The 16,565-nt window shown below is 66.7% G+C and carries 17 protein-coding genes; 4 read left to right on the top strand and 13 right to left on the bottom strand.

Going from position 1 to position 16,565, the window contains the following annotated elements; genetic code table 11:
* Window positions 1-553: 553 nt before the first annotated feature.
* From OHA58_RS03645 to OHA58_RS03635, 3 genes are all read left to right on the top strand, one after another.
* Window positions 554-1,786, top strand: a complete 1,233-nt coding sequence (locus OHA58_RS03645; protein WP_405476318.1) for a trans-sulfuration enzyme family protein — start codon at window positions 554-556, stop codon at window positions 1,784-1,786.
* Window positions 1,787-1,841: 55 nt separating this feature from the next.
* Window positions 1,842-2,528 (top strand): HAD hydrolase-like protein, encoded by a 687-nt coding sequence (locus OHA58_RS03640; RefSeq protein ID WP_405476315.1) that lies wholly within the window; start codon window positions 1,842-1,844, stop codon window positions 2,526-2,528.
* A 76-nt stretch (window positions 2,529-2,604) separates the two neighbouring features.
* Complete coding sequence (locus tag OHA58_RS03635) at window positions 2,605-3,066, top strand: Lrp/AsnC family transcriptional regulator (protein WP_405476312.1); 462 nt, start codon at window positions 2,605-2,607, stop codon at window positions 3,064-3,066.
* 33 nt (window positions 3,067-3,099) lie between these two features.
* On the opposite strand, the gene OHA58_RS03630 is transcribed toward OHA58_RS03635, so the two are convergent.
* From OHA58_RS03630 to OHA58_RS03600, 7 genes are all read right to left on the bottom strand, one after another.
* On the bottom strand, window positions 3,100-3,417 hold the full coding sequence (locus OHA58_RS03630; RefSeq protein ID WP_326778897.1) for a multidrug efflux SMR transporter: 318 nt from the start codon (window positions 3,415-3,417) through the stop codon (window positions 3,100-3,102).
* A gap of 41 nt (window positions 3,418-3,458) precedes the next feature.
* The gene (locus OHA58_RS03625; RefSeq protein ID WP_405476310.1) at window positions 3,459-3,872 is read right to left on the bottom strand and encodes a DMT family transporter; all 414 of its coding nucleotides are present in this window, start codon (window positions 3,870-3,872) and stop codon (window positions 3,459-3,461) included.
* 374 nt (window positions 3,873-4,246) lie between these two features.
* On the bottom strand, window positions 4,247-4,705 hold the full coding sequence (locus tag OHA58_RS03620) for a DoxX family protein (protein WP_405476307.1): 459 nt from the start codon (window positions 4,703-4,705) through the stop codon (window positions 4,247-4,249).
* Window positions 4,706-5,034: 329 nt separating this feature from the next.
* Window positions 5,035-6,426, bottom strand: coding sequence for an aspartate ammonia-lyase (locus tag OHA58_RS03615; RefSeq protein WP_405484739.1), 1,392 nt, complete (start codon window positions 6,424-6,426; stop codon window positions 5,035-5,037).
* A gap of 11 nt (window positions 6,427-6,437) precedes the next feature.
* A complete protein-coding gene (locus tag OHA58_RS03610) occupies window positions 6,438-7,865 on the bottom strand; it encodes an aldehyde dehydrogenase family protein (protein ID WP_405476305.1) in 1,428 nt (475 codons plus the stop codon).
* Complete coding sequence (locus OHA58_RS03605; protein ID WP_405476302.1) at window positions 7,858-8,949, bottom strand: homoserine dehydrogenase; 1,092 nt, start codon at window positions 8,947-8,949, stop codon at window positions 7,858-7,860. The genes OHA58_RS03610 and OHA58_RS03605 overlap by 8 nt, the downstream gene beginning before the upstream one ends.
* Window positions 8,950-9,146: 197 nt before the next feature.
* On the bottom strand, window positions 9,147-9,293 hold the full coding sequence (locus OHA58_RS03600) for a hypothetical protein (protein ID WP_405476299.1): 147 nt from the start codon (window positions 9,291-9,293) through the stop codon (window positions 9,147-9,149).
* 88 nt (window positions 9,294-9,381) lie between these two features.
* Between OHA58_RS03600 and OHA58_RS03595 the strand changes: the two genes are divergently transcribed.
* Complete coding sequence (locus OHA58_RS03595) at window positions 9,382-9,822, top strand: hypothetical protein (RefSeq protein ID WP_405476296.1); 441 nt, start codon at window positions 9,382-9,384, stop codon at window positions 9,820-9,822.
* Window positions 9,823-9,833: 11 nt separating this feature from the next.
* On the opposite strand, the gene OHA58_RS03590 is transcribed toward OHA58_RS03595, so the two are convergent.
* From OHA58_RS03590 to OHA58_RS03565, 6 genes are all read right to left on the bottom strand, one after another.
* Window positions 9,834-10,001, bottom strand: coding sequence for a hypothetical protein (locus tag OHA58_RS03590; RefSeq protein WP_405476294.1), 168 nt, complete (start codon window positions 9,999-10,001; stop codon window positions 9,834-9,836).
* 225 nt (window positions 10,002-10,226) lie between these two features.
* Complete coding sequence (locus OHA58_RS03585; protein WP_405476291.1) at window positions 10,227-11,294, bottom strand: integrase core domain-containing protein; 1,068 nt, start codon at window positions 11,292-11,294, stop codon at window positions 10,227-10,229.
* 131 nt (window positions 11,295-11,425) lie between these two features.
* Window positions 11,426-12,160, bottom strand: coding sequence for an NADPH-dependent F420 reductase (locus OHA58_RS03580; RefSeq protein WP_405476288.1), 735 nt, complete (start codon window positions 12,158-12,160; stop codon window positions 11,426-11,428).
* 787 nt (window positions 12,161-12,947) lie between these two features.
* A complete protein-coding gene (locus OHA58_RS03575) occupies window positions 12,948-13,454 on the bottom strand; it encodes a flavin reductase family protein (protein ID WP_266557494.1) in 507 nt (168 codons plus the stop codon).
* A gap of 488 nt (window positions 13,455-13,942) precedes the next feature.
* A complete protein-coding gene (locus OHA58_RS03570; protein ID WP_405476285.1) occupies window positions 13,943-14,833 on the bottom strand; it encodes a riboflavin kinase in 891 nt (296 codons plus the stop codon).
* A 31-nt stretch (window positions 14,834-14,864) separates the two neighbouring features.
* Window positions 14,865-16,049, bottom strand: coding sequence for an LLM class flavin-dependent oxidoreductase (locus OHA58_RS03565; RefSeq protein ID WP_266557490.1), 1,185 nt, complete (start codon window positions 16,047-16,049; stop codon window positions 14,865-14,867).
* Window positions 16,050-16,565: the final 516 nt, after the last annotated feature.

The following is a 16,565-nucleotide window of genomic DNA, read 5'->3' as shown; positions in this document are numbered from 1 at the left end:
GTGGGCAGGAGACGGGAGTACCCCTGGCGGTAGCTCAGGCGGCCTCAAGCACCCTCTGGAAACGATCAGAACGATCCATGCCACGGCGACGCACTTCCTGGATGCCGTCGTCGGAATCCGCGTACGGCGTGCCTCGTCCGGGAACGGATGGGGCTCTGCCGAAACAGAGTGCGCACTGGCATGTCAGACAGATGGGGTTGGTGTGGGCTGATCGCACAGGACGGCGTCCCAGACCTGTTTCGGCGCTGGTTACCGGGCGCCGAGGTCGGTGGGTGCCGCGGTGGTGACCGTGTGCGCTCGGCGGGCGCTGACTCCGCTGAGGAAGTCGCCGCGATCGCAGGTCACGGAAGCTGGCGAGGGCCGGCGGGGGGATTGAGTGCGACGCAGCTCTCAACGTATCGACCGGGTGGTACATTTAAATGACCGTGCGGCCGCATTTCCCAGCTACTGCACGCCGGGGCGCCAGGTGTGAGCGACATCTTGGCCGGCCCGCATCCATTCAACCTCTTCTATGACATTTTGACGATGTCGGTGGTGAAAGGAACTAGCGACCATGAGCGCAGATCCCCAGGTGACAGTCAGTCGTCCTGACAAGCACGACCCGTCCACCCTCGCGTTCGCCACTCAGTCCGTGCACGTCGGCAACACCATCGACAAGGGCACCGGGGCGGTACGGACCCCGCTGGTGATGGCCAACTCTTACCTGTTGCCGGAAGACCCGTCGACCATGGAGTGGTCCTCGCCTGACGGACTGGTCTACACCCGCAACTCCGGCGCCAACCAGGTCTGTCTGCAGACCAAGCTTGCAGCCCTGGAGGGCGGCGAGGACGCAGTCGTGCTCGCCACCGGGGTGGCTGCGCTGCACAGTGTGTTCTTCACCCATCTGAAGTCGGGCGACCACGTGGTGGTCTCGAACGTGACGTACGACGCAGTCTGGCAACTCTTCAACGAGCTGCTTCCGAAGAAGTACGGCATCGAGGCCACCTTCGTCGACATCAGCGATCTCGACGCGGTCCGCGGCGCTGTGCGCCCGAACACGAAGCTCGTCCACGCGGAGACCATCGCCAATCCAACGACGACGGTCGCGGATATCGCCGGACTCGCCGACATCGCACATGCCGCCGGAGCCCTGCTGTCGGTCGACGCTACGTGGACCCCTCCGCCGTTCTACCGTGCCCTGCAGGACGGCGCCGACCTCGTCGTGCACTCGCTGACGAAGTACATCAACGGCCACGGCGACGCGATGGGCGGTGTCGTGGTCGGGTCCCGTGAACTCGTGGACGCGATCCGCCATGAGGCCATGGTCGAGGTCGGCGGCGTGATCTCGCCGTTCAACGCCTGGATGATCATGCGCGGGTCCGTCACCCTGCCGCTGCGGCTTCGGCAGCAGTTCGACTCGGCCGAGAAGGTTGCCGCGTTCCTTGAGAGCGACCCCCGGATCGCATACACCTACTTCCCGGGCCTCGAATCGCACCCGCAGCACGAGACAGCGCGCCGCCAGTTCGCCGGTGCCGGATACGGCGCCATGATGGCCTTCGCCGTGGACGGCGACTCCGCCACCCAGAACCGGTTTGTCAACGACCTGCGCGTGATCACCTCCGCTGTGTCGCTCGGCCATGACGAATCCCTGATCGTGCACGTCGGCGGCAGCGGACGTGGCGGCATCGAGAACTACCCGCAGCCCTTCAGGAAGTACGGGCACCTGCGGTTGTCCATCGGCCTGGAAGACGCGGACGATCTCATCGCTGACATCCGCGCCGCCCTCGACACCACCTTCGCGTCCTGACCAACTGCCCTACGACCCTGCCACCACTGCGTCCCTTGCCGCAGTGGTGGCGAAGGTGACCGCTGTGACGCCCTCATGCCTCCTCCTCGATCTCGACGGCACTCTGGTGGATTCCGCCCCGGGCATCACCAGCAGCGTCGCCGCCACGCTCATGGCCATCGGAGCACCTGTGCCGGACCCCGACAGGCTGCGCAGCTTCGTCGGTCCACCCATGTACCAGACGTTCCGTGAGGTCGTCTGCCTCGACGGGCCGACGGCGAAGCGAGCCCTACGGCTCTACCGCGCTGAGTACGCCAGGAGGGGTGCCCTGGACAGCAGTGTGTATGACGGGGTGCCCGACTTGCTGGAGGCCCTGGCGCGGGCCGGTTTCCCTATGGCGGTGGCGACCTCGAAGGTTGAGGACCAGGCTGTGAGGATCACCGAGCACTACGGCCTGGCCGCGCACATGGTGACCGTGTGCGGCACATCCGATGCGGCAGGCCGCAGCAGCAAGCGGGACGTGATCCGGGAGTGCCTGCAGCGTCTGGGGCTGCATGGGGTCGACATCTCGCGGCCGCTGATGGTGGGCGATCGAGGCTACGACGTGCTGAGCGCAGCCGCCGAAGGCATCCCGGCGATCCGCGTACTGTGGGGATACGGGACAGCTGACGAGTCGGCGGGCGCCCAGGCGACCGCCGAGTCCCCGCAGGTACTTGCACAACTGCTGCTCTGCTCCGGAGGGACTACTCATCGCCACTCCTGACAGGTCCGACATTGTGTACCGGCCCCCGACAGCGCCCTGGCTGTGGGGGCCCTGTTCGTGAAGGAGACCGCCCACCTTGGACGCCATCGACGAGAAGATCATCGTTGAGCTGGCGCGTAACGCCCGCATCTCTCATGCCGAGCTGGCCAACCGGGTTCTGCTGTCCCGCAACGCCGTCCGTCAGCGCATCGAGCGCTTGGAGCGACAGGGCCACATCGCCGGCTACACCATCATCCGGCCCGGCGAGGACGCTGGTGAAGATGTCGTCTCGGCTCTCGTGCTCGTCTACCGCCAGGACCGCATGCGCGGCGGAGACGTCCTGGCCGCGCTCAAACTCATCCCCGAAGTCGTGATCTGCGAAATCCTCAGCGGCGACTTCGACATCATGGTGCGCCTTGAGGCGGCCTCGCTGGAACGCGTGCGGGACATCTGGGAAGAAATCGCCCAGATGCCCGGCGTACGGGACACGGTCACAGCACTCACCCTGTCCAGGGTCGTCAGCCGCCTGCGAGGCGGAAACGGCCCTGCAGCCTGGTAGGCCGAGGGCCGACTGTGTGCGTGTCCTTGCGGATCAGATGGAGGTCAGGCGCAGGATGACGGCGCCGCTGATGATCGCGGCGAACGACAGTAGACGGGTGAGGGTGATCTTCTCCTTGAAGAGGATGGCGCCCATGATGACGGTGCCGACGCCGCCCACGCCGGTCCAGATGGTGTAGCCGACCGAGACGTCGAGCTCGAGTAGGGCCAGGGACAGAGTGTAGATGCCTCCAGCGGCGGCCAGCAGGGTCAGCACTGAGGGCCATAGGCGGGTGAATCCGTTAGTGGCGTTGGTGCCTAGAGCGAAGCAGATCTCGAAGACAACGGCGATGCTGAGGTAGACCCAGGTCATGGGGCTGACTCCTTGTGCGTCAGGTTCGCGGGGCGGGAGTGTTACGCAACGGGCTGGTGAGAGCGGGAGCTGCGCTCGGTGGCCTTCTTCTTCACTTCGAATCTGTCGCTGATCTGCAGGGTGGCGGCACCTCCGATGATCAGGACGAAAGCCAGGACCTTCCACAGCGTCAGGGACTCGTCGTAGACGAGCGTGCTGAAGACGACAGTGCCGACGCTTCCGATGCCGGACCAGACGGTATAGCCGACTCCGACGTCGATCGACTTCAGTGCCTTGGAGAGCATGAATATGGAGCAGGAGACGGCAGCCACGGTGAGCAGGGAGGGGCCGAGGCGGGTGAAGCCGTGGGTGGCCTCGGCGGAGAGCGCGAAGGTGATCTCGAAGAGCGAAGAGATCAGCAGCCAGGTCCAGCCAATGTTCGGGTTCTGAGAGCGGTCCGCCTGTGGGGTGGACATGGAGTCTCCAGGGGGAGTTGGTCGAGAGTGGGCCTGGGGCCCGGGGCGAGGGGCAGGGGAGCGTCGGTGTTCTGTTCGGCGGGCGTGGTGAGCCGGTAGTGCCCCTCGCGGAAGCGCGACCAGGCTGCCGGGGCGACCTGGCTCGGATGCCTCGCGTACGCGACGCGACTACGGCGCTGATGCCTGGTACAGGCGCGTCAACCGGCCGCGACGAGGCAGGGTTTAGCCGGGCGGGGGTGCGGCCGCGAACGCCTCGAGCATCGCGATGACAGTGACAGCATGCTTGGAGCACCCCCAGCCGGTGAGACCACTGATTCTGCTGGTTGCTCGGGGTTCACTGTCAGGCATCGGTGAGACCCGAGCTTTATGACGTGTCAGGCGTCCACGGTTGCCTGACGCTCGAGCGCCCCGGCCTGCGGTGCCCGCTCGTTTGCCAGCAGCCGGTCGAGAGCCCACGGCCCGGACCCCAGCGCGGCGACCAGCAGGAAGGCCCAGGCGTATAGTGCGGCCGGCTCGCCGTCATTCTCGATCGGCAGAAGGCCCGCCGCCAGGTGCACGACGAAGTATGCGTAGGCCATCGAGCCAGAGCAGACCAGCGCCGCCAGCCGGGTGAACAGGCCCAGAGCCACCAGGCCACCGCAGACTATTTCGATGACCGCCGCCCACCCGTCCGGCCAGGAGTCGAACGGCACCGTGGCGCCGTGGGTGCCGGCCGCCCCGCCCCACACGCCGAACAGCGATGCTGCGCCGTGACAGGCGAATAGGACACCGAGGACGATGCGGACGAGTGACAGCACAGGACTGACGGTCTTGGCCACCAGAGAGTCGAGCATGGGAATCAATCCTTCATGGGGTGGGAAGGGGGGCATGGCATCGGATGCGGAGCGCAAGGAGGGCCGACTCCGGTCCGGCCTTGCTGACTGCGAAGAGTGGGATGTACCAGGCGGCGGTGACCGGTCTGCTGGCCTCGACAAGCCGGTGCGATGTGAGGCGCTCCGTGGACGTGTCCAGGAGCCGGTCTGCTCGCGAGGTCGTCAGCGGCGGCTTCGACGTCTGCTGCGGCGCGAAGCCGCCTTGCTGGAACGCGTAAGGGCATCCGGGAAGTCACGGCCTGGATGCCCGATGTCCGTGACGCCGTCACGGTGCTGATCGCTCAAGGGTGTCAACCGCCTGCGAGGAAGGAAGGGTTCCGCGGCTCGGGTCTGAGCAGCTTGGTCGCCTGGTCCCGGTCGAGCAGCCCAGCTTGGGCCACGAGGTCCGCCACGTCTGCCCCGGTCTCCAGAGCCTGCTTCGCGATCCGGGCAGCCGCGGTGTAGCCGATGTACGGGGTCAGGGCTGTAACCGAGCCCACGGACCGGGCGACCTGCCGGGCTAGGTGCTCCTCGTTGGCGGTGATCCCGGCCACGCAGTGCGAGCGCAGGGCCGAGCAGCCCCGCGTGAGCCACTGGATGGAGGTCAGCAGTAGGTGCCCCATCAGCGGCTCGAAGGCGTTGAGCTGGAGTTGCCCGTTCTCCGCCGCCATCGTGATGGAAACATCGGCGCCGGCCACCGCGTAGCAGATCTGGTTGAACATCTCTGGGATCACAGGGTTGACCTTGCCCGGCATGATCGACGAGCCCGCCTGGCGGGGCGGCAGCACGATCTCGGCAAGACCGCTCTGCGGGCCGCTGGACAGCAAGCGCAGGTCGTTGCAGATCTTCGACAACTTGATCGCCGACCGCTTCAGGACACCGGACACGAGCAGGAAGGCGCCGGTGTCGGAGGTCGCCTCGACCAGGTCGAAGGCCGGTTTCAGGTCCAGCCCGGTGAGAGCGGCCAGGTGCCGTACGGCTGCCTCGGCATACCCGGGTTCCGTGGTGATGCCGGTTCCGATGGCAGTGGCGCCGAGGCTGATCTCGTGCAGCAGCGGCAGAGCCTCGCGGATACGGGCCACATCCTCGCCCAGGGTCACGCCGAAGGCGGCGAACTCCTGACCGAGGGTCATCGGGACGGCGTCCTGCAGCTGGGTGCGGCCCACCTTCACCACATGAGCGAACTCGTCTCCCTTGGCCGCGAACGTGTCCGCGAGCGAGGCCAGTTCGGCCAGCAGCCCGCCCAAGGCGGTACTGACGGCAAGCCGCAGCGCGGTGGGGTAGACGTCGTTGGTGGACTGGCAGCGGTTGACATGGTCGAGCGGGGAGACCACGTCGTAGCGGCCCCGCTCGAAACCCAGATGCTCCAGAGCGAGGTTGGCGATGACCTCGTTCGCATTCATGTTGGTGCTGGTGCCGGCGCCGCCCTGGATGACATCGACCGGAAACTCCTGATGGTGGCGGCCGGCCTCGATGGCCTGACAGGCGGCCTCGATGGCCCCGGCGGTGTCCGGCTCCAGCGCGCCGATCTCCCCGTTGGCCCGGGCGGCAGCACGTTTGACCATGGCCAACGCCTGGACCAGGGACGGGTGGGCAGCCAGCGGGATGCCGCTGGCCTGAAAGTTCTCCAGTGCCCGGGCGGTGTGCACCCCCCAGTAAGCGTCAGCCGGGACCGGGAGGGTCCCCAGGGAGTCGCACTCCATGCGGAAGCCGGTCACCGTACATCGTCCAGGTGGTTGACGCAGACGACCTTAGGCTGGGTCATCTCCTCGAAGGCGAAGCGCACGCCCTCGCGGCCCATGCTCCCGTACTTGAACCCGCCGAACGGCATCGCGTCAAACCGGTAGTCGGACGAGTCATTGATCATTACTCCGCCGGCTTCCAGCAGCCGGGCCGCGGACAGCGCCCGGTCCAGACGCGAGGTGAAGATGCCCGCGTGGAGGCTGTAGTCGATGGCGTTGGCCTGCTCGATGGCGTCCTCGAAGGACGCGAACGGCTGGAGTACGACGACCGGAGCGAATGCCTCCTCCTGCCAGATGGTGCAGGTGGCCGGGACGTCTTCCAGGACCGTCGGCGTATACAGGGAGCCGTTCAGCTCGTTGCCGCACAGCAGCACGGCTCCCTGGGCCACCGCGGCATCGACCTTCATCCGGGTGGCACGCCCGGCCTCCTCGGTGATCATGGGGCCGACGTCGGTGCGCTCGTCGAACGGGTCCCCCACGCGCAGCGCCTTCGTGCCGGTGACGAAGGCATCGCGGAAGGACTCGTACACCTCGGCCGCGATCAGGATCCGCTGGGTGCCGATGCAGTTCTGGCCCGCGGCCCAGAACGCACCGGAGACGCACGACGCCACCGCCTCGTCCAGGTCCGCGTCGTCCATGACGATGACCGGGGCGTTGCCGCCGAGATCCATGGCCAACTTCTTCAGGCCGGCCGAGCGGGAGATGGCCTCGCCGGTGGCGAACCCTCCGGTGAACGACACCATGCGCACATCGGGGGCGCTGACGATTGCGGCCCCGACATCGGCACTGCCGTTGACGACCGTGACGATCTCCTCTGGCATCCCGGCCTCGACGAGGGTGTTGACCAGGCGCATCGCGGACAGTGGGGTGAGAGCAGACGGTTTGAGGATGACTGCGTTGCCGCCGGCGACGGCCGGGCCCAGCTTGTGGGCGACCAGGTTGAGAGGGTCGTTGAACGGGGTGATGGCGGCGATGATGCCGAGGGGTTCGCGGGTGAACCAGCCCTGCCGCTTCTCGGAGCCCTCGTAGGAGTCGAAGGGGATGACCTCGCCAGCGTTGCGCCGGACCTCGGCCGCGGACAGCGCGAGAGTGTTGACGGCGCGGGCGACCTCCTTGCGGGCCTGGGTGATGGTCTTGCCCGCCTCGTTGACGATCAGTTCGGCGAAGGACTCGGCCCGCCGCTCGACCAGCCGGGCGGTGCGCTCCAGGATGGAGGCCCGGGTGGCGCGGGACAGGGCGCCTGCGATGCGGCGGCCGGCCCTGGCCTGCTGCAGGATGGCGCCGACTGCGGTTGCGTCGTCGGTGGGCACGGCGGTGATGACCTCGCCGGTGTAGGGGTTGTGCACGGGCTCCATGCCGGTGACGAACTCGATACGGGGGGACACAACGGTGTCAGCCACGGTGGGTCTCCTGAAGAACACGGGGCAGGGGGGCGGTGTCGTCGTCCGCGTGGTGGTGCTGGTGGATGGCGATGATGTCCGACAGCAGGGCGTAGGCCGTCTCGATGCGGCCGGCGCCGGGTCCCGACACGGTGACGGTGCCGAGGAGGTCGGTGTGGAAGGCGACCGCGTTGACCGGTCCGGAGATGCCCGCGAGCGGGTGGTCACCGGGCAGCGCGAGGGGAGCCACGCGGGCGTCGACGGTGCCGTCCGCCCGGCGGGTGGCCGAACCGACCAGCTTCCAGCGCAGCCCCTTCGACACGGCGTCCCGCGCATCCTCTGGGGTGATCTTGGAAATGCCCTCGCAGAACACGTCCTCGCGGCACAGATCGGCGCCGAGGATCTCGTTCGCAAGGATCATCACCTTGAGCTGAACGTCGTGGCCCTCGATGTCGGCGGTGGGATCGGCCTCGGCGTATCCCAGCTTCTGGGCCTCCACGATGGCCGCCGACAGGTCGATGCCTTCCTCGAGCCGTCCGAGGATGTAGTTCGACGTGCCGTTCATGATGCCCTGGACACCTGTGATCTCCAGGCCGTCGAACATCCGCTGGGCGGTGCGCAGGATCGGGGTCCCGCTGAGCACCGAGCCCTCGAACTCGAAACCGACACCGTGATCGGCGGCCAGCAGCTTGAGCTCATTGGCGGCGAGCGCGACCGGCCCCTTGTTGGTGGTGCACACGTGCTTGCCGGCCTTCAGAGCCCAGCGCACATGGGAGAGGGCGGGTTCGCCATCGGTGGGGTTGGTGAACGTCGCCTCGGCGACGATGTCGGCCGGGACCTCGCGGATCACCCACTCGTTGCGCGGGTCTGCACTGCCGCCGGGCAGACCGGCGAACTTCAGCTCACCAGGTTCGGCCGTCAGCAGCGGAGCCAGGTCGATGCCGTCGCTGTCGACCAGGGAACCGGCCCGCAGGTCGGTGATCGCCACGACGCGCAGGGCGAATCCCAGCTCCTCGGCGAGGCTGTCCCCACGCTGAGATATGAGCTCGGCCAGCGCGCGGTTGACGCCCCCGAATCCGATGAGGGCGAGGTCGTATCGGCCCATGTGATGACTCCTTCACGGTGTGCCGCAGCCAGTGCGCTGCGGCTGATGAGAGCCTCGTGCCCGGGAGTGTCAGTGCAGCCATGTCGCAACGGCCACAGCACCTGTCGAACTGCACTGTCCCGGTGACGATTCGTCTGGCGACCGCTCGCCGGGTCACATGCTGGTGCTCCGGCGGCAGGCCGTATGGCGGGTGGATCTCAGTCGGCGGTCAGTGTCGTGTCCGGCAGCCGCGGGTGCAGGCGAAGAGCGCTCAGGCCGTCGTCCGTCAGCCGCACCACACGTGTGTCGTGTGCATGGACGAGCCACGACTCCTCGACGGCGTGACGGAAGACGGCAGCTCCCACACCACCCGCCAGATGGAGCCGTTGCTCGGTCCCGTCGACGCACGTACGCACATGCGGTCGGGGCGACGATCCGGGCGCTTTGTCGACGATGCCCAGCTCTCTGAGCCAGCGGGGTGCGCATGTGGTTGAGGCGCGGTGGCGGCTGACGCTGCTGGCGCAGGGTGTGGGTGGGTGGGCCCGGCTGTGCCGGATCGTGTCGACTGCGCACACCGCTCCTGTCGACGGTGTGCCGGTGGCGGCCTGCCCGGTGTTTCAGGAGCACCTCGGTGAGGGCCTGGTGTCCGGGCGGCCGGATCTGGCTGAGCGGCTGCTCGCGCCGTGGCGGACGATCGCCGGGCCTGGCCTGCGACTGGAGGTTCTTACCGAAGTGGGCGGCGAACGCCTCGGCCAGGTCTGGTCCGGTGATTGCCGGGTACTGGCCGACGGAAACCACGCCCGTGATGTCCGGTGGTCGAGGAGAGCGACGACAGTATCGGCGATGTCCAGGTGCGAAGCCCAGGAGGCGGGGAAGTCGGCGCGGATCGGGTAGGGCAGCACGCCTCATTCACGGAAGGCGTCGAGGACGTAGGGCATGAGCAGGCTCTCCAGGTAGAACGTGGGGGCGATCCCCGCGTGGGACACCCCGGTGTCCGCCAGGCCGCTGGCCAGCGTCGCGGCAGCTCCGCCTTCTTGGGGGTCGATCGGGGCACCGCTGGTGGAGAACACCACACGGGCGGGCGGGCTTCAGGGACGGCGGCGAGGATGTTACGCGCGCGTAGGTTTGGCGGTCCTCTTCGGAGACCACCGGCAGGTGGACGAACACGCCCTCAATGCGGTGGTAGGCCCGGGTTAGGTCGTCGACGGAGTCGTATCCGGCGGCCACCACGTGCGAATCGTCGACTGGCCGCTGACCGTGTGGGGTTCCAGAACTGGGGCGTCGTGCTGACCTGCATTTCATCCCGTTCGCTCGTACTCGTTGATGAGGCCGCCGAGGACTGGGCGGCGCTTGATCCTCTCGTGGGTGAGGTCGGCGGTGGGGTGGTCGGGTCGCGGCGGGTGCAGCTGTTGTCCGCGGTGCGGTCTTCGCCCGTTGTAATGCTGGGCGTACTCGTTCAGCACGGTGCGTAGGTGGCGTTGGCTGAAGACGAGCATCCGGTCGGTGACCTCCGAGCGGACGGTGCGCACGAACCTCTCCGCATACGCATTCGCTTGAGGGCACCGCGGAGGGATCTTCACGACCTTGATGTCCTCGCTGGCGAGGACCATGTCGAATGACCTGCTGAACTGGCCGGCCCGGTCGCGTACGAGGAAGGCGAACTCGGATGCTCGGTGGCCGAGGTTCATCAGGAGACTGCGGGTCTGGTGTGTGGTCCACGGCCCGTCGGGATGGCTGGTCACGCCGAGGACGTGCACATACCGGGTGCCGGCTTCCAACGCGAAGAAGACGTACAGCCGCTGCAGGGTGACCGCGCAGTCGACGTGAAAGAAGTCGACGGCGAGCATCGTCGAGGCTTGGGTACGGAGGAACTGCCGCCATGTCGTGTCGGTGCATCGCTCGGGTGCCGGGGGTATCTTCCGGCGCTTGAGGATCCTGCGGACTGTCGAAGCGCCCACGCGGTGGCCGAGCTTGAGGAGTTCACCCTGGATGCGCTGGTATCCCCAGGAGGCGTTTTCCGCGGCGAGTTGTTCGATGAGCGTGGCGGTAGCCTGGTCAATCGGCGGGCGGCCGGTCTGGTTGGGGTACGTCCACTTCTTCGTCACCAGCCGGCGGTGCCACCGCAGAATCGTGTCGGGTGTGACCAGACGGTGTTGTCGCAGCGCTCTGGGCAGGTGTCGGAGCAGCGCGGCGAGGTAGGCACGGTCCGCCCAGTCGAAGCGTGGTTTGGGGTTCGCGCGGCGCAGGACCGCGACCTCGTGCCGCAGAACCAGTAGTTCGATGTTCTTGGACGACGAGGAACGGCAGAGAAGCGCCAGCCAGCCGAGCAGCCGGGCGAAAACCAGGTAGAGCAGACGTAGCGACACAGTCCGAGATCCTTCCCGGAGCGCGCTGCTCTACCCATCGCTGCTGGTTATCAGGCCAGGCTGGGTTCTGGAACCCCACAGGGTTTCTTGCGGGGAAGGAGGGGATGTGGCGCGGGCCGCGGCCCGTGTGCTCAGCGGTGGGCGGAGCGGTTCAGTTCGAGGAGCTGCTCCCGCGTGGGCGTGGAGGTGAACTCGAGGACGCGCTCCAGCATGCGGTCCCGGACGCGCGGGGCCGCGTCCCGGTCGGCCGCGTTGAGGGCCTTCTCCAGGTCCCGCAAGTCCAGTTCGGTGCAGTAGGCGGGCATCATCGGCTGCTGGCGCCAGGAGTCGGCCAGAGTGCCGGCGTCGAAGGGGTCGAATCCGGATTCGTCCACCAGGCGCATGCCCACGCGCCGCGCCTCCTCCGTGTCTGCCGCGACCGGCAGCGCGATGCGGTCCGGGGTGCCCGCGGGAGCGTCCATGACCTCGAGCGTTTGTGACAGTACGGCGTTCCACGCCTTGACCACGGGCCGCCCCAGCTGCTCGGTGACCCACAGGCTTTCCACCTGGCCGTTGTCCACCGCCTCGATGGCGCCGTCCCGGTGGGGAAAGTAGTTGGAGGTGTCGATGACTACGGTCTGGTCGGGTGCGGAGGCGAACAGCGGAGCCACCGCCGGGATTCGCGCGAACGGGATGGACAGAACGATGACGTCCTTGTCCTTGACGGTGTCGGCCGAGGTCACCGCATGCGCCCCGAATTCCAGTGCCTCGGCACCGATCGTCTCGGGTCCCCGAGAATTGGCGACCGCAACGTCGTGTCCGCCGGCGCTGAACCTCCGCGCCAACGTCGTCCCGATCGACCCGGCTCCAATAATGCCAATTTTCACTATTAATCTCTTTCAGAGTTGTGCCAGTCCCGGGGAGTGGCGGATTGTCATGGACGGCTCCGCGGGGGGAATCTCCGGCGCTCTTGAGGGCGCCGACAGCCGTCTGTGAAGAAGGCGGCCGGTGACCTACTCCGCGTTGTCCTGTTCGCGGTATCCGCTCTTGGTGGGTCCACGCAGACGGTCGAGTGATTCCTCGTCGGGGGCTCGGGTCTCATTGAGCCAGGCGGTGGAGATCGCCGCGAGGGAGAGGGCGTGCCCTTTACTGACTGCCTTGCGTGGCCCGCAAGTTGAGTGGCCCGCAGGCACTCTTCGGTGGTGACGATGAGGTCGCCGCAGGGGAGCGTGAGCGGTTCCGGCAGTCCGCTGAAGGCGCTGAATACTCCTCCATCGCCCGCAGCCGTTGTCACAACGCCTAGGAGGCGTCCTCGAGCCGCGCGATGTCCGCCCGGTGGGCCGGACGCCCACCTCCCTGGCCACCGCATCCACGGAGGTGGCGATCCCTTCCCTCGGGAAGTGCTGCTGCGCCGCTTGCAGGGCTGCACGGTTGCGCTGGACGCCCGCACGAGGCTTGCGCCTCTGTCGTCCCTCGGCGCTCATGCACCCTCCCATTGCTTGCGTTTCCGCGATCACGACAAAACGGAGCCTGTCTCCGTATGGAGTCGAGCGTAAAACGGATGCAGCCTCCGGTCAAACTCGCCACCGCCTCCCTGGACCTCCGTCCTACCGGACGAGCCGACGGGGCACGGCTGTGACGGCCCGTGCGTTGCGGCTACTTGACGTCGATCGACTACGCGTCGATGAGTTCCCGGAACTTCGCGCCGTGCCAAACGAGCGGCTCGTTCTGGCCGACGCCGAGCTGTTTCACCTGGAGCAGGGCCATCCAGTGGTCGCCTGCCTCGGAAACCTCATGGATCGAGCACTCGAGCCACAGCGCTGCGTCTTCGATGAAGATGGCGCCTTCGTCGCCGACTTCGATCGCGACCTGCTCGAAGCGGGCAGCACGGTCCTTGCTCGCGAGCTTGCGCAGCAGATCGCCCTGGCCTTTGCCGAATATGGATACGCCGAGCGAGTCGGCAGCCTTGATCAGGCCCCATGTCTCAGAAGACTTCTGCACAGCGACCGCGACGAGGCACGGTTCGAGCGACGCGCCCACCATGAAAGACGACGCGACGAGCGCGTGCTTCGCGCCGCCGATGTCGACCGCGAGCACCGCCACGCCGGACGGGAACTGCGCGAACGCGTTTCGGACGATCATCGGGTCGTCGCTGGACGTGCGCACCTTGGACCGGGTCATAAGTCCTCCTCCTTTCGCGGGGCACATGCATGGACCCCACTGTCCGCCCCGTCGCTTGCTTGATCACGTCAATGTGACCGAGATGGGAACACTGCAACGCTCTGGGTGAGCCAGAGCTGAAGAAACTTCCGTTGTGATTACAGGTATTGCCGGCCCGTCGGCATCGCGCCGCGGGACACCAGCGTCATGGCGTGTTCGCGGCCCATTCCTGGCCCTGCTCCGGGGCCGACGGCAACTCGTCCGCCGAAGTCGAGTGGGCCGGAGTAATCGTCAGTTCGGCTTCGTCACGCCGACCGCGTGATGCGGAGACGTCGACGGGGAGCGCCGTGAATCTGCTGCGAAGAGGCAAGCGGACGTCATGCTTCGGCTGAGTCCGACGCGTCGTGCGAGCAGGCCGACGTCGATCCGTGCGCGCCCTGCGCGACGCTGCGCCTCAACAGCGTCCACAACGCGCAGAATTGCCCACCGAGGCGGCGGCCGACGCGCGGTCATCGCGCACCCGCTTCGGGTGAAGTTGATGTCGCCCACTTGCGGACGTCCTCAACATCTGTCGCCAGCTGCTCCACAAGATCCTCGACGTCACGAAACCGTCGCTGGGGGCGGAGGCGGGTCACGAGATGAACCGATATTTGCCGGTCGTACAGATCGATCTCCACGTCGAGAAGATGGGCTTCGAGGAGTCGTTGGCCGTGGCGGCCGTAGAAGGTGGTCCTCCGGCCGACGGAGACCGCAGCGGGCCAGTGTCGGCCGTCATCCTCCGTGACGACTACGGCGGACCAGACACCGTCCAGGTGGGCGCTGGTCTCCATGGTGAGGTTGGCGGTGGGAAATCCCAGCAATCGACCGCGGGCATCGCCGTGTTGGACGATGCCGGTGACAACCTGGTCTTGGGGCTGAACGCTTTCGATCGCGGACGGCCGGCTCGCGGCCAGGTACTGGGCACGGACCTGCCGAGTCATCTGCCGCACTGGGATCCTCCTCGCTGCGGTCAGGGGCCACATCAGTTCACGAGCCGCGTCGTCAGCAGTGTTCGCCGACGAGGTCGTTGTTGTCGTAGTCACGCTGGGCCTGCCGGCGACACCACCCGACTTCTTCGGGGCGCACTGGTCCTTGATGTGGATGCCAGCGATACCAGCCTTGATGAAGTCGGCCACCGTACGTTGCATATTGATCGGCGCCCCGAAACCGGTGTCGGCACCGCAGTAGATCGAGGTGTCTGAAGCGCACACCGTGCGCTTCGCGTGATGGACGACCTCGGGCGGGGTGAGCCACCCCGCATCCGAAATAGCCTGCCCCCAAGCCGACATCCCGCCTGCATCGCCGGATTCGGTTCGTCCCGTGACGGCGAGCCTGAACTGTTGAGGATCAGGGAATGCCATCTGCCTTCATTCCTTCATGAATGGTCGGACGTCAGGCGCGCAGACCCGCGTCGCGCATGAGCGGGAAGATCTGCTCGTTCATCCGGTCGAGACCCTCGTCGTAGTCGACGAGTCCGGTGCAGATGCCCGTGATGCCCGAGTCGTGCAGCTTCTGGAGCCCGTCGACGATCATCTCGGGTGTGCCGACGAGCGGAACGAGACCGGCTCGGAAGAACGTCCTGATGGTCTCGTCCTGCTTCGGGTCCTCGGACTTCTTGTAGTGATCCCAGCTCCACCCGCGGGCGTCGCCGTTCTGGATGATGTGCTTGTAGCGGAGGGCGCTCTCGTAATCGCCCTTCTCCTCGATGTACTCGAGGTACTCCTTGGCTTCCTTCTCCGTGTCCTTGCAGATGATGTGCACACCGGACCACAGGCCGAGGTCCTCACGCCCGGCCGCGTCGGCGTTCTCGCGCAGCTTGGGTGTCACCGACTGGCTGTGCTCGACGCTGCCGATCGCCGCGAACAAGATGTTGGCGTGCTTGAACGCGAACTGCTGGCCGGCAGGGCTGGATCCCGCGCTCATCACCATCGGCCCGGGCGTCTGAACAGGCTTGGGCCACGACTGGGCACCCTGGAGGTGGAAGAAGTCCCCGTCGAAGTCGAACTGGTAGTCGTCTTCGACTGCCCAGAGTCGCTCGACGATGGTCATCCACTCGTCGGCCAGCTCATAGCGCTTGTCGTGCTCGGGCACCTCGACACCGAACATGTGGTACTCGGGCTTGAAGTAGCCGGCTGTGGCGTTCAGGCCCATGCGGCCGCCGCTGATGTGGTCGACGGTGGCCATCATCTTCGCCGCCATCACCGGGTGGATGAAAGGAACGAGGCAGGTGGCGAAGATCTGCATGTTCTGCGTCGCCGCTGCCAGACCCGCTGCCCACGTGAACGTCTCGTACTGTCGGCCCCACGGGCGGTCGGGGCCCGAGAGTCCCTGCCAGCGGGCGATGGGGATGAACCCGTCGACACCGTAGCGGTCGGCCTTCTGCGCGAGGCCCTGGATCTCGCCCCAGTTGCCGAGCTTGATCGTGTTCTCGGCGAGGTTGAGACCGCCCTGGCCGGTCGTCACGTTCGCGCCGAAAACCGCGACCTTGAACCTGTTCGGGCCGCCAATCATGGGGCGCTGAGAACGTGCGACGGTGTGATCGGCCACGAAGTCGCGTGGTGCGATATTCTGCGTCATGGGTTTTCTCCATACTGTTGCGACTCTGGATACCGAAGGGCGTCCGGCCCATATCGGTTCCTGTAAATAGGAATTCGACTACTGCGATCGCGAGCGGCGATGTCGACCCTGCCGCTAGGGGCGACTTCGAACGGTGGGAGTGCTCACCGATCTCCTGTGGTGTCGCTGCGTCGGCTTCTCTGCCCCGTTGATGAATGACGCTAAGAGCGCCAGCACCGGACCACCATGGCAAGGGACGCCATCAACGCAGGAAAACGCGCCAAGGTGTCACCACTTGCCGGTTGGTGGCGTGAGATGTAAGGCTTCTGGCGTTACTTCCGACGCCAGACGGTGCTCCTGTCGCCGCGGCGCCTCCGGAGCGGCACCCCATCGCCTCAACGAAGAGGAGAGAGAGATGGATTCTCCGACCGTTCCCCCCGGCATTCCAGCGACCATGCCATGCAGTGGAACGACATCCGTGTCGGCTTCGTCGGCTCCCCTTGGCCGGCCGGCTCCCCACCGCGGCGAAAGTGCCCA

Origin of the sequence: Streptomyces sp. NBC_00009 (assembly GCF_045040855.1) — a bacterium.
Taxonomy (GTDB): Bacteria; Actinomycetota; Actinomycetes; order Streptomycetales; family Streptomycetaceae; genus Streptomyces; species Streptomyces aureus.
This window is presented reverse-complemented; position numbering and strand designations above follow the sequence as displayed.

What these genes read in the sequence shown, in the direction of transcription:
- OHA58_RS03575 (WP_266557494.1), bottom strand. Translation starts at nt 13,454, where the DNA reads ATGACCCGGTCCAAGGTGCGCACGTCCAGCGACGACCCGATGATCGTC.
- OHA58_RS03625 (WP_405476310.1), bottom strand. Translation starts at nt 3,872, where the DNA reads ATGTCCACCCCACAGGCGGACCGCTCTCAGAACCCGAACATTGGCTGG.
- OHA58_RS03595 (WP_405476296.1), top strand. Translation starts at nt 9,382, where the DNA reads ATGCCCAGCTCTCTGAGCCAGCGGGGTGCGCATGTGGTTGAGGCGCGG.
- OHA58_RS03605 (WP_405476302.1), bottom strand. Translation starts at nt 8,949, where the DNA reads ATGGGCCGATACGACCTCGCCCTCATCGGATTCGGGGGCGTCAACCGC.
- OHA58_RS03615 (WP_405484739.1), bottom strand. Translation starts at nt 6,426, where the DNA reads ATGGAGTGCGACTCCCTGGGGACCCTCCCGGTCCCGGCTGACGCTTAC.
- OHA58_RS03630 (WP_326778897.1), bottom strand. Translation starts at nt 3,417, where the DNA reads ATGACCTGGGTCTACCTCAGCATCGCCGTTGTCTTCGAGATCTGCTTC.
- OHA58_RS03570 (WP_405476285.1), bottom strand. Translation starts at nt 14,833, where the DNA reads ATGGCATTCCCTGATCCTCAACAGTTCAGGCTCGCCGTCACGGGACGA.
- OHA58_RS03645 (WP_405476318.1), top strand. Translation starts at nt 554, where the DNA reads ATGAGCGCAGATCCCCAGGTGACAGTCAGTCGTCCTGACAAGCACGAC.
- OHA58_RS03565 (WP_266557490.1), bottom strand. Translation starts at nt 16,049, where the DNA reads ATGACGCAGAATATCGCACCACGCGACTTCGTGGCCGATCACACCGTC.
- OHA58_RS03620 (WP_405476307.1), bottom strand. Translation starts at nt 4,705, where the DNA reads ATGCTCGACTCTCTGGTGGCCAAGACCGTCAGTCCTGTGCTGTCACTC.